This window comes from Pseudoalteromonas sp. NEC-BIFX-2020_015 (genome assembly GCF_012952265.1).
Taxonomy (GTDB): domain Bacteria; phylum Pseudomonadota; class Gammaproteobacteria; order Enterobacterales; family Alteromonadaceae; genus Pseudoalteromonas; species Pseudoalteromonas neustonica.
The window spans coordinates 199554-212997 of the sequence record NZ_JABCJL010000002.1 but is presented as its reverse complement, the minus strand read 5'-3'; the positions used below and the strand labels follow the sequence as shown (position 1 = coordinate 212997).

Here is a 13444-nt window from a genome sequence, read left to right as displayed (position 1 = left end):
ATCGGGAATATATATAAGTGGTCAATAAATCACTTATTTGCTTGAGGGTACGCTCATGGGTAACACAGCAAAAGTAGAAAAATCAAAAGACGTAATTGATGATAAATTCGATGATGTAGCGGTTGAAGAACCAAACAAAGCATTATTGGAAGAAGTTGATAGCGAAGATGAAATATTTGCTAAAGAGGAAGTAACTAAAAACTTAGATGCAACCCAACTATATTTAGGCGAGATAGGTTTTTCACCTTTACTGAGTGCTGAAGAAGAAGTGTTTTTTGCCCGTAAAGCGTTAAAAGGCTGTGAAGCTTCTCGTAAACGTATGATCGAAAGTAATCTACGTTTAGTTGTTAAAATTGCCCGCCGTTATAATAATCGTGGTCTTGCGTTACTTGACCTTATTGAAGAAGGTAATTTAGGTTTAATCCGCGCGGTAGAGAAATTTGATCCTGAACGTGGATTTAGATTTTCAACTTACGCAACGTGGTGGATCCGTCAAACGATTGAACGCGCTATTATGAATCAAACTCGTACCATCCGTTTGCCTATCCATGTTGTTAAAGAACTTAATGTATATTTACGCACCGCACGTGAATTAACGCAAAAGCTAGATCATGAGCCAACAGCGGAAGAAATCGCTGAGTGCTTAGATAGACCTGTTGAAGACGTAACAAAAATGCTGCGTTTAAATGAAAAAATCACCTCAGTAGACACCCCGATTGGTGGTGAGAACGATACTGCTTTACTGGATATTATTGCTGATGAGAAAGGCTTTGGTCCAGAAGGCGAAGTACAGAATAACGATATTAATAAGCATATTGTAGATTGGCTTGGTGAGTTAAACCCTAAGCAACGCGAAGTACTTGCTCGTCGTTTTGGCCTGTTAGGTTATGAACCATCAACCCTTGAAGATGTAGGTCGTGAGATTGGTTTAACTCGTGAGCGTGTAAGACAAATTCAAGTTGAAGCGCTGCGCCGTTTAAAAGATATTTTACAGCATGAAGGTTTAAGTACAGATAGTTTATTTGACCAATTCAATTAATCTGCTTTATTACATACGTAAATATAATTAAAAAAGCTGAAGGGTGTCACTCTTCAGCTTTTTTTGCTTTCAGAATATTAAAGCAGTGCTTTTAACTTATAAAGTAAGTCTTGGGCTTGGCGTGGGCTTAGGTTATCTAAATCGATTTCAGCCAGCTGAGTTTCTACCTCACTCGGCTCGCTTTCAAATAACGATGCCTGCTGAACATTAAGATCAGCGGTAACGGGTTGATGATTCTCAAGCATCTTTAGCTTTTGTTTAGCTTGCTTAATCACAGCTTTCGGTACGCCAGCTAATGCAGCAACTTGTAAGCCAAAGCTTTTGCTGGCAGCGCCATCAAGCACGGTATGCATAAACGCGATAGTATCATTGTGCTCAATCGCATCTAAGTGAACATTTACGAGCCCAGCTTGTTGCTCAGCTAATTCGGTTAACTCAAAGTAATGCGTTGCAAATAAGGTTTTGGCTGATATTTTTGATGCTAAATGATCAGCCGTTGCATACGCTAAAGATAAGCCATCGTAGGTACTTGTGCCTCGTCCAATCTCGTCCATTAAGACCAATGATTGCGCTGTTGCATTATTTAAAATAGTCGCCGTTTCGGTCATTTCGACCATAAACGTTGAGCGTCCTGATGCAAGGTCATCGCTGGCACCAATACGTGTGAAAATACGATCAATATGACCAATATGTGCGCTGTCAGCGGGGACGAAACTACCAATGTGTGCCATTAAAACAATGAGTGCAGTTTGGCGCATGTAAGTTGATTTACCACCCATGTTTGGCCCTGTAATGATCAACATTTTACGTTGTGCATTGAGTTCAACAGGATTGGCTATAAACGGGTCTTTCATAACTTGCTCTACGACAGGGTGGCGGCCTTGCTTGATACTTATATCGTCATTGTCGCATAGTACGGGTTTGGCGTAGTTAAGTGTAACAGCACGCTCTGCGAGGTTATTTAGCACGTCTAAATCAGCTAATGCGGCGGCCATCATTTGCAGCTGTTCTATGTGGGGAGCTATAAATTCAAATAATTGTTCATAAAGTTGTTTTTCAAGTGCGAGCGCTTTTGATTGGCTACCTAGCACTTTGTCTTCGTGCTCTTTAAGCTCTGGAATGATGTAACGTTCATTATTTTTAAGTGTTTGGCGACGAATATAATCAGCAGGTACTAGGTGGGCGTTGGCGCGGCTCACTTCGATAAAGAAACCATGAACACGGTTATAGCCTATTTTAAGAGTGCTGATCCCTGTGCGTTCACGCTCACGCAGTTCCAGTTGTTCAAGTACATCGGTTGCGCCTTGGCTTAACGCGCGCCACTCGTCTAACTCACTATTATAACCGGGGGCAATAACGCCACCATCACGAATAAGTACCGGTGGATTATCAATCACGGCTTGCTCAAGCAAATGTTGTAAATCTGGTAACTCAGGTGACTGCATGATGATTTGAGTGATGCGCGGGTCGCTGGCATCCGTTAATAACTCATGCAGTGGTACAAGGGCTTGTAGAGCGCTGCGTAGGCGCGTTAAATCGCGTGGGCGGGCAGTACATAAAGCAAGGCGCGCAATAACACGTTCAATGTCACCTATTTGCTTTAAAGAATCATGCAGCTCACAGTAGAGCTGGGCATCGATAATGGCACTAATCGCATTAAGACGTGCATTCAGTTCAAGCTTAGAACGAATAGGTGTATGAATACGACGTTTTAATAACCGTGAGCCCATGGCTGTCGCGGTTTTATCGAGTACTTGCGCTAGGGTATTTTCAAAGCCACCGGATAGGTTAACAGTTAGCTCTAAGTTTTTGCGTGTGGCAGCATCTAAAATAACAGCGTGTTCATTATGCTCAAGAGTAATGGCGCGAATATGCGGTAAAGTAATACGCTGAGTATCTTTTACATATTGCATTAAGCAGCCGGCAGCCACTAATGCCGCTTTGGCTTTATCAACTCCAAAGCCAACTAAATCCTTAGTGCCGAACTGATCGCATAATAAGTGTTGTGCAGTATCTAAATCGAATTCCCATTCAGGACGACGACGCACACCTTTAACATGCTCAATTAAATGAAAGTTAGCAAAGTCTTCACTATAAAGTAGTTCTGCAGGCGCCAAACGTTGCAAGGTTGAACTAAATGCTTCGTCGGTATTTACTTCAACAATGTTAAACACACCAGAGTTAATATCTAAATAAGCAACACCGTATACACCTTTTTTGCTTTGCCAAACACTGGCGAGCAAATTATCTTGGCGTTCTTGTAATAGCGCTTCGTCCGAAATAGTGCCGGGTGTAACTATTCGCACAACTTTTCGTTCTACAGGCCCTTTGCTAGTGGCTGGATCGCCTACTTGTTCACAAATAGCGACCGATTCGCCCATCTGCACTAATCGCGCAAGGTAGTTCTCAACAGCGTGGTAAGGTACACCGGCCATAGGTATAGGATCACCGCCAGCTTTACCGCGATGAGTTTGCGAAATATCAAGCAGTTGAGCCGCACGTTTGGCGTCATCAAAGAACAGCTCATAAAAATCACCCATCCGATAAAACATTAGAATATCGCGATGCTCAGATTTTATTTTTAGATACTGCTGCATCATCGGAGTTTGTTGACTTATAGTGTGTGGTGCATAAAGATCAAACGACATGTATTTACCCAAAGGCTGAATATGGAATTACATCAAGAGATTAAAACACTTGCTGCGCAATTAGGTGCTATTTTAACGGATAAATGCTTATGGATCACTACCGCTGAATCATGTACTGGTGGCGGAGTGAGTTATGCGCTTACAGATACCCCCGGAAGCTCTGCGTATATTGACCGTGCATTCGTAACTTACAGCAATAAAGCAAAGCAAGATTTACTGGGGGTTAATACACAAACATTAACACGTTATGGCGCAGTGAGTGAGCAGACTGTTTTGCAAATGGCAGAAGGTGCAAGTAAAGCTGCACATGCAGATATATCAGTCGCTATATCAGGAATCGCAGGCCCAGGTGGCGGCACTAATGACAAACCGGTCGGTTTAGTATGGTTTTGTATTAAAATTGGCAATAAAGTGTATTCTAGCCAACAAATATTTGCGGGCGGCAGAGCCGAAGTTAGGTCGCAAGCTATTGTTTATGCATTGAAAAGTGTTATTGAAAAGATAAATTTATAAAATAAGCTTGATACTGTGATTTCATACAGTATACTTGTCTGCATTAGCCGGATTTGGAGAGTAAAATGAACGATAACAAACAAAAAGCATTGGACGCTGCTTTATCTCAAATTGAGCGTCAATTTGGTAAAGGCTCAATTATGAAATTGGGTGATAACAAGGCATTAGACATTGAAGCAATATCAACAGGCTCACTAGGCATTGATATCGCGTTAGGCATAGGTGGTTTACCTATGGGGCGTATTGTTGAAATATACGGTCCTGAGTCATCAGGTAAAACAACGCTGACACTACAAGTTATCGCAGAAGCTCAAAAAGAAGGTAAAACATGTGCCTTTGTTGATGCTGAGCATGCTCTTGATCCAATTTACGCACAGAAACTAGGCGTTAATATTGATGAGTTATTAGTTTCACAACCAGATACCGGTGAGCAAGCACTTGAAATTTGCGACATGCTTGTACGCTCAAGTGCTGTCGATGTAGTCGTTGTCGATTCTGTTGCTGCACTAACACCAAAAGCTGAGATTGAAGGTGACATGGGTGACTCACACATGGGTCTTCAAGCACGTTTAATGTCACAAGCATTACGTAAGCTAACGGGTAATATCAAACGCTCAAACACGTTATGTATCTTCATAAACCAAATTCGTATGAAAATTGGTGTTATGTTTGGCAACCCTGAAACAACAACAGGTGGTAATGCACTTAAGTTTTACGCATCTGTTCGTTTAGATATTCGTCGTATTGGTTCTGTTAAAGAGGGCGATGAAGTCGTTGGTAACGAAACCCGTGTTAAAGTGGTGAAAAATAAAGTTGCACCGCCATTTAAACAGGCTGAGTTTATTATTATGTACGGCCAAGGTATCTCTAAACACGGCGAGCTTATTGATTTAGGCGTTAAACATAAATTGGTTGAAAAAGCCGGTGCATGGTACAGCTACAATGGCAGTAAAGTTGGCCAAGGTAAATCTAACTCAATTAAGTTTTTGAAAGAGAATCCTGAGATTTCAGATGAGATTGAAGGTAAGTTGCGTGATTTATTGCTATTAAAAGCAACCATTAAGCCTGACGATGAAGAGGCTCTTTTAGCTGATGATGCAGAGCTTTAAACAGACTCAATAAGCTCGACTTGACCCGCGCTTAATTTTAAAAAACCGCTAAATATAATTATTTAGCGGTTTTTTATTTTTACTTTTTGAGTAATGAGCTAGGGCGTGTTGACCTTTGTGGATTGAAATTTGTTCAATCTAGGGGCGATTTAATCGCGGCGCGAGGTTTGTAACCTAGCGGGCTAAGTAAAAACCGAGCAACAAAGAGTCAATCGCCCCTAGGAAGAACCCTTTGGGCAGCGCATGTTTGGCATTTATACTGCGTTATCGCCTATTTATGGGGAGCAAACTACACAGGCTCTGCCTTGCCTAAATACCAAACATACTGCTGCAAAATCAACCACAAAGGTCAACACGCCCTAGTGCTCTTTAATAAATAAAAAGCGTGTTAGTGATTATAGTTGCCAGTTTACAGAGATGGCGTAACTACGTGGTGCACCGTAATAGCCTTGCGCCCAGTATAGGCTGTTAATGTATTTTTCAGAGGTAACATTATTAATGTTTAAAGTGACCCCTACGTTATCAGTAATTTCGTAAGTGGCCATTAAATCTAGTAGCCCATAAGCGTCTTGCTTTGTTGTAACGAGTGCATTATTGTTGGCATCACGCACTTGTACGCGCTTAGTATCATCTTGCCAGCGGTAATTTAAACCAAAGGTTAGACCTTCAATCGTTGGTACTTGATGAGTAATAGCAAGCTTAAATTGATTCTCAGGGGTGTAATCTTTAACTAAGTCATCACCTTCAATATTTACGCCACTGTAGCTAAAGCTTGCACTTAGATCGTCAGTCAATTTACCGCTGAGCTCTACTTCAAACCCATCACTATTAATGCCGTCAGCGCCATAAAAGCGCGTATCATCTGGCGATGAATTAGGAATAGCTACAGCAAGTCCTACTTGTTTGGCATCAAAGTATGCCAAAGTAATAAATAGATTATCTTCAAGTAATTGAGCTTTTAGGCCAACTTCACTGCTTTTACCAGTAATTGGATCTAAGTAGTCACCGTTAATGTCGCGTTGTGTTTGTGGCACAAAAGTTTCGGTGTAGCTAGCATAACTAGAAATACTCTCGTTGAAGTCATAAACAGCACCGAAGTAAGGCACTGTTTGCTCACTATCTTTCGCTTTATTTACGCCATAAGAAATACCATCAGTTTGCCAGTTAACTTGGCTTATACCTGTTAAGAAGTTAAATGAATCGGTGAGACTAAGTCGTGCTGATATATAAGCCGAGCGTTGTCTGTTTTTTACATCCCCACCACGTAAGCCTGCATTTAAAGTGGGTACTGGCGCTGATCCGTCCCAAGTATTTAAGTGATCAATGCTAGGTGCTGGATTAGGGTGCTGCTGGTTTGCATCATATAGCGATGATTCGGTTTTTTTCATATCGGCTTGGTTTACGCCAAATGATAAATCATGCTCACGAGAGAATAAATCAAGTTTACCTGTGGCATATAAATCAAAAATATCATGCTCATCTTTATAATTATAATTACTTGCTAAGCCAGATAGACCTGTTTGAGTTTCTTTATTTGGTGTGCCGTATACGTAAAATAAAGCCGACTCTTGCTCATTTTCTATATGGGCATAATTCGCTTTTATAAACCAACTAGCAGCAATACTTTGCTCAATAGATACAAATATTTGTTCAGCGGTATTGTTCCAGTATGACCAATCAGCGGCAGTGCTGGTTGATGAGTCATAATTTGTTGCTGTACCGTCAGTGTAATAAAGTGGCAGCGCACCCCATAGAGGACTATCAGCATCCTTTTTTTGATTAACGTAGTTAACAGATAAAAGAGTACTATCGGTTAGCTGCCCTTCGTAGGCTAGGTAATAAATAGTTTTATCTTGTTCATAGCGATCTAGGTATGAATCTGTTTTTTGCTTAGTGAATGCGACGCGTACTGCATGGTCATCCGCTAAGGCTGTTGAAGCATCAAGCTCAAAACGTTTGTTATTCCACGAACCATAAGAAGCTGAAGCGCTAACTTTAGTTTGATAAGTCGGCTTTTTAAGCACCATATTAACAGTTGCTGATGGATTACCAGCACCGGTCATTAAACCGTTGGCACCGCGAACAACCTCAATACTTTCAAAAATTGATGTATCAAGTGTACCTTGAATGGAACCTAAATCTTGAGGCAAACCCATACCATTTATTTGAAAATTTGTAATTTCAAAACCACGAGCTTTAAAATACGTACGATCTGTCTCTATTTGTTCAACGGTTACGCCTGGTGTGCTCTCTAACACTGCGTTTAAATTATCAAGCGAGAAGTCATCCATGAGTGCGCGCGAGATCACTGAAATAGACTGCGGCGTTTCTTTTATTGTTAAGCCAAGTTTGGTCGCTGATTGTGCATCTTCCGTAATATAGTTTTTGTGGTGTTGTCCATACACCGCGATTTTTTCAATATTCTCATCATCATTACCTTTATTTTCAGCTGCTTGGCTGTAACTGCTGAGGGCTAAAGAGGTTAGTACGGCTAACTTAGATAAACGTAAAAATTGCGGGGCAGACATGTAAAGTTCCAAATAGTTCAAAGAAGCGAGTAATTTAATCTAAATGATAGTGATTTGCAATACTTGTTCTGTTTAAGTGGATAGTTAGAGTGGTATGGTTGGCAATAAAAAAGCGGCTAAAGCCGCTTAAAAGGAAGTAACAGGAAATAAATAATATTAAAATGCATATTTAACAGAAAATTGTAAGCGTTCCATATCACCATCAGAGCCGCTTTCTAGTTCGCGTTCGGCAACTTTTAACTCAGCACCAAATGTTAGCTTTTTAACTGGAGAATAAAGAATATTAGCGCTATAGCTTTGACTTGTTTTTGTTGGGTCGCCAGTTATCGCTAGTAAATCTGAGTTATTATCGGCTGAGAAGAATGAGTATAAGAATGTTGAACGCCATTGGTTATTCCATTGCTGTTGATAAGCAATAAAACCAGATGTTGAATCAATCGCATCGAGATCATCGCCATTAAGTACCGCACTATTAGCAACATTTAAACCAATATAGCGCCCTAAACCTTGGCCTTGGGTAAGCATAAATTTAAGGTTGTTTTTACCAAAATTAACTTTACCAGAGGCGCTTACACCAAATGATGTTTCGTCTGCGTCAATGCCGTTTTGTTTGTAGCTAAGTTGACGTGCAAGCCCCGCAACCACAATCTCACCCCATTTTGCCTTGTGCGCATAGCGAGCTGTAAAATCAGGTAAAGATGCATCATCAATTGACGCTCTTGAACCACCTTGCATTGTGACTGTGGTTTCAGGGTTTTCTATAGAGAAAGACCAGCTACCCGTTGTGTATTTAACTTGAGCTTGACGAACAAATACAGTGCCCTCTGCTGGGCCTACAAAATCGAGTGTTTCAGGTAATGCCCCTACGTTCTGGAAGTTTGACCATGTTTGGCCAAATAACCAACCATCATAAGTAATAAATGCTTGGCGAACACGCGGGGCGTATGAGTTACTCACGCGCTCATTTCCGCCGGCAGCTGATGCAATAAAATCGATTTCAATTTTAGTTTTTATTTCTTTACCGTCATCTAGCGTTGTTGCAGTACCAAAGAAAAAGCGTGATTGGCGAGCATGCATATCAAATACTGGATCACTATCTACATCAGCACCCACAGGTGTCGTGCCTGGTACGTAAAAGTCACGACCAATACTTCCGCCAGCTTGTACACCTGATGAGTAGTCACTCCACATAGCATCTAGCTTTACATAACCACCGTAAGTTACATCAGTATTACCAATGGTTGCAGCATGCGCGCTTGCTGATAGTGCGCATAGAACGGCTGTCGCGGTGAGGGTTTTTAATGCTGTTGTTTTTGTTGTCATAGTCAATGTCCTATTCGAGGCTGCTTGTTGCATTTTTGTAATACCACTTTTGATTAAGTACGCTTTTTACTCAATTACCTATTGGTCTATTAGACTAAGGTGGCATTATTACAGAGCATAAAAAGTACAAATTATTAACACACTGTATTAATGGTGTAAAAAGTGCGATAGCTTAGTATCTTTTTAGGTACATATAAACAATTAAAAGGCTCTACAACTAAGGTCTAATACTTTCACCTACGATGCTGGGTGATCCTTGGGGTAGGCCGATGGCAAGTAATTAAAAATGGAGACGACTATGTCACAAAGTATCTATCCAGTTCCTGCACATATCAAGAATGCAGCATTAGTTGATAACGATAAATATAATACACTTTACAAGCAATCTATTGATGACCCAGAAAGCTTCTGGGGTGAACACGGCAAACGCCTTGATTGGTCTACACCTTTCACTAAAGTAAAAAATACTTCTTTTGATAAAGGCCATATCAGTATTAAATGGTATGAAGATGGCGAACTAAATGCGTCATATAACTGTATAGATCGCCATTTGGCGACTAAAGCAGATAAAACAGCACTCATTTGGGAAGGTGATGACCCTTCACAAAGTGAACATATTTCTTATCAGCAACTGCATGATGAAGTTGCTAAGTTTGCCAATGGCTTAAAAAAATTAGGTGTACAAAAAGGCGATCGAATCGCTATATATATGCCAATGTCACCGCAAGCGGTTTACGCAATGCAAGCATGTGCGCGCTTAGGTGCAATTCATTCAGTGGTATTTGGTGGCTTTTCACCTTCAGCCATCGCTGATCGCATTAAAGATTCTGGCGCTAAAATAGTTATTACATCTGATGAAGGCCGCCGAGCAGGTAACACCGTACCGCTTAAAGCAAACGTAGATGAAGCCGTTTCACAACCATCAGTGACGACAATCGAGCACGTCGTCGTGCATCAGCTTACTGGTGGGGAAGTGCAGTGGAACGAACATGATGTTTGGTGGCATGACTTAGTTGCTGATGTACCAGCAGTGTGCGCGCCAGAGCCTATGAACGCAGAAGACCCGCTCTTTATTCTTTACACGTCGGGCTCTACAGGGCAACCAAAAGGCGTGGTTCATACCACCGGTGGTTACTTAGTTTATTCATCGATGACTCACGAATACGTATTTGATTTAAAAGAAGATGATGTTTTTTGGTGTAGCGCTGATGTAGGCTGGATCACCGGCCATAGCTATATTGCTTACGGGCCATTAGTAAACGGTTGTACGCAAGTATTGTTTGAAGGTGTGCCTACATACCCAACAGCTGGCCGTATGGGTGAAGTCGTTGATAAGCATGGTGTAACAATTTTATATACTGCACCTACGGCAATTCGTGCATTGATGGCTAAAGGCGATGAACCTACAGCCACATCAAATCGCGATACTTTACGTATTCTTGGTTCTGTTGGTGAGCCAATTAACCCAGAAGCATGGACATGGTATTACGAAAGTATTGGTAAGAGTAATTGTCCGATTGTTGACACTTGGTGGCAAACTGAAACCGGCGGCATCATGATCACACCATTACCAGGTGCGATTGACATGAAACCGGGTTCTGCAACGCGTCCATTCTTTGGTATCGCCCCAGCATTATTTGATGCCGAAGGTAATACACTTGAGGGCGCTACTGATGGTAATTTAGTTATTCTTGATAGCTGGCCATCACAGGCTCGTACAGTTTATGGCGACCATGAGCGCTTTGAACAAACGTATTTCTCAGCGTATCCGGGTGTGTACTTTACCGGTGACGGTTGTCGTCGTGATGAAGACGGTTACTACTGGATCACAGGTCGCGTTGATGACGTGCTAAATGTATCAGGACATCGCCTAGGTACAGCAGAGATAGAAAGCGCGTTAGTTGCCCATGCCGCAGTCGCAGAGGCTGCTGTTGTTGGTTACCCGCATGATATTAAAGGCCAAGGTATTTATGTATATCTTACGCCAAACGAAGGCGTTACTGTTAGCGATGAACTGACCAAAGAGGTGCGTAACTGGGTGCGTAAAGAGCTAAGCCCAATTGCATCGCCAGATATGATTCAATGGTCACCTGGTCTACCTAAAACGCGTTCAGGTAAGATTATGCGTCGTATTTTACGTAAAATCGCTGCAAATGAGCATCAACAACTTGGTGATACCTCAACACTTGCAGATCCGGGCGTTGTTGATGAATTAATCGAGAACCGATTAAATCGTTAAATTTGCGTTAAAAACTTGATTAGAAGTTGATTCTAAACGTAGTATATCGGCTGTTGTCTACTTGATAGATAGCAGCCGAATTTATTAGGAGTGAACCATGAGTCAGTTTTTAATAGCGGATGACCACCCGTTATTTCGTGAAGCACTAAAAGGAGCATTAAGTTCAAAGTTTGATGATTTAGACGTTTTTGAATCAGATAGTTTTGATAGCACTTTGCAGGTACTTAGCGAACAAGAAGATTTAGACATCTTACTACTTGACCTACATATGCCAGGAAGCGGCGATTTATACGGCTTAATTCGCATTCGTGAAGACTACCCAAGCTTACCAATTGCAGTTGTATCAGGCAGTGAAGATATACATATTGTTTCAAAAGTCATGAGTTATGGCGCAATGGGGTTTATTCCTAAATCATCATCATCGGATGATATTGCCAGTGCAATTAACCAAATTTTGGATGGTGACGTGTGGTTACCGCTCGAACTAAAAGACAAAGTTGCAACCGTTGAAGGCGAAGATAAAGAGATCGCAGCGCAAGTTGCGTCGTTAACGCCCCAGCAGTACAAAGTATTACAATATCTACACGAAGGTTTACTGAATAAGCAAATTGCCTACGAACTTCATATTTCAGAAGCGACAGTAAAAGCCCACATTACTGCTATATTCCGTAAACTCGGGGTTTATAACCGTACTCAAGCGGTATTGATTGCAGCAAAATTACAACTAGAACCGATTGAACCTGCACAATAAGTACACATTAATAATAACAAAAATAAAGAGGCGAACAGCCTCTTCATTTTCATTGGCATGCTATTTCCACAAACTAAGAGCTTAACTAAACACCACAGTACGATTACCATTAATAAACAGCTTGTGCTCAGACGCCAATTGCAGTGCTTTACAAAATACCGTTTTCTCAACATCTTTACCCATTTTAGCCATCATTTCAGCGGTATTCGCATGATTTACATGAGTCACGTCTTGCATGATGATTGGCCCTTCATCAAGCTCATTATTAACAAAATGCGCGGTAGCTCCAATAATTTTAACGCCACGTTCAAATGCTTGATGATACGGTTTTGCACCAATAAACGCAGGCAAAAATGAATGGTGAATATTAATGATTTTACCGTCAAAACGACCAACAAACTCAGGGCTTAAGATTCGCATATATTTGGCAAGGCCAATAATGTCTGGTTTGTAACTAGCAATTAAGTCACCCACTTGCAGGTCGTGTTCAGCGCGCGATAGCCCTTCATGGCTGACCACATGAAACGGCACATCAAAGCCCTTCGCCAATGGCGCTAAGTCAGGGTAATTAGCGATGACGGCAAGCACTTCAATATTCAGCGCTTGCTCAAATTGCTTTAGTAATACGCCGCCCAAGCAATGCGCTTCTTTAGTGGCAAGCAACACGACTTTGGTTTTTTCGTCAGTATGCAGTGCTAATTGCGCGCCATCGGGTAGCAAAGCCTGTAATTGATTTAAAAAGTCAGGCGCTGGTACGCCAGTTAATTCGGTACGCATAAAAAAGCGCTGGGCGTCTTTATCTACAAATTCATTATTACGAGTAATATTTAAATTATGTTGGTGGCAAAGTCCGGTGATTTTAGCTATTAAGCCTACATCATCCGCGCATTGCGTAGTTAGTATCGTGTTCATTTTTCCTCATTCTGATCCCGTGAACAGTGGCTCCATTATTTGTTAATTTGTCACTATTGCAAGGGCTTTATCAAGTAATTGATTATTACTTATGGGTCGTAGCAGCGACTTTACGTCGCGTTGGTTTAACATCGCGCATATTTATGCGATATCCGACACGAGGTAAACCCTTAAGAGAACACGATGCGTAAATGAATCCCGTAGCGACTTTATATCGCGTAATTTCACACCGTGTTTGTTTTAAATCGCGTCTATTTTTCGACGCGGGGTAAACCCGCAGCTACCAGAAAAACATTTTAAAATTGTGAGAAAATTTTAAATAAAATACGTCTGTATAAATTTTGCTTCTAATAAGTTAATGCTATGTTGTTAATTTGCTTTT

Annotated in this window: 9 protein-coding genes; 5 read left to right on the top strand and 4 right to left on the bottom strand. The window is 41.3% G+C overall.

What is annotated here, in order from left to right; all coding sequences use genetic code 11:
* Nucleotides 1-55: 55 nt before the first annotated feature.
* Nucleotides 56-1039: an RNA polymerase sigma factor RpoS gene (gene rpoS / locus HH219_RS02435; RefSeq protein WP_054204282.1), complete on the top strand. Its 984-nt coding sequence runs from the start codon at nt 56-58 to the stop codon at nt 1037-1039.
* 77 nt (nt 1040-1116) lie between these two features.
* Here the strand turns inward: rpoS and mutS are convergent, their stop codons facing one another.
* The gene (gene mutS, locus HH219_RS02430) at nt 1117-3687 is read right to left on the bottom strand and encodes a DNA mismatch repair protein MutS (protein WP_169326528.1); all 2571 of its coding nucleotides are present in this window, start codon (nt 3685-3687) and stop codon (nt 1117-1119) included.
* A gap of 21 nt (nt 3688-3708) precedes the next feature.
* Between mutS and HH219_RS02425 the strand changes: the two genes are divergently transcribed.
* Together HH219_RS02425 and recA are read left to right on the top strand one after the other, a co-directional pair.
* Nucleotides 3709-4200 carry a nicotinamide-nucleotide amidohydrolase family protein gene (locus HH219_RS02425; protein WP_169326527.1) on the top strand — a complete coding sequence of 164 codons (492 nt, stop codon included), beginning with the start codon at nt 3709-3711 and terminating at the stop codon, nt 4198-4200.
* 65 nt (nt 4201-4265) lie between these two features.
* On the top strand, nt 4266-5309 hold the full coding sequence (recA, locus tag HH219_RS02420; RefSeq protein ID WP_169326526.1) for a recombinase RecA: 1044 nt from the start codon (nt 4266-4268) through the stop codon (nt 5307-5309).
* A gap of 395 nt (nt 5310-5704) precedes the next feature.
* Here the strand turns inward: recA and HH219_RS02415 are convergent, their stop codons facing one another.
* Both HH219_RS02415 and HH219_RS02410 read right to left on the bottom strand, forming a co-directional pair.
* Nucleotides 5705-7837 (bottom strand): TonB-dependent siderophore receptor, encoded by a 2133-nt coding sequence (locus HH219_RS02415; protein ID WP_169326525.1) that lies wholly within the window; start codon nt 7835-7837, stop codon nt 5705-5707.
* Between the two features lie 156 nt (nt 7838-7993).
* On the bottom strand, nt 7994-9160 hold the full coding sequence (locus HH219_RS02410; protein ID WP_054204277.1) for a DcaP family trimeric outer membrane transporter: 1167 nt from the start codon (nt 9158-9160) through the stop codon (nt 7994-7996).
* A gap of 298 nt (nt 9161-9458) precedes the next feature.
* On the opposite strand from HH219_RS02410, the gene acs reads away from it, so the two are divergent.
* Both acs and HH219_RS02400 read left to right on the top strand, forming a co-directional pair.
* Entirely contained in the window at nt 9459-11399 is a 1941-nt protein-coding gene (gene acs, locus HH219_RS02405) for an acetate--CoA ligase (protein ID WP_054204276.1), read from the top strand.
* A gap of 97 nt (nt 11400-11496) precedes the next feature.
* On the top strand, nt 11497-12150 hold the full coding sequence (locus HH219_RS02400; RefSeq protein ID WP_054204275.1) for a response regulator transcription factor: 654 nt from the start codon (nt 11497-11499) through the stop codon (nt 12148-12150).
* 81 nt (nt 12151-12231) lie between these two features.
* Here the strand turns inward: HH219_RS02400 and purU are convergent, their stop codons facing one another.
* Nucleotides 12232-13062 (bottom strand): formyltetrahydrofolate deformylase, encoded by an 831-nt coding sequence (gene purU, locus HH219_RS02395; RefSeq protein ID WP_169326524.1) that lies wholly within the window; start codon nt 13060-13062, stop codon nt 12232-12234.
* Between the last annotated feature and the right edge of the window lie 382 nt (nt 13063-13444).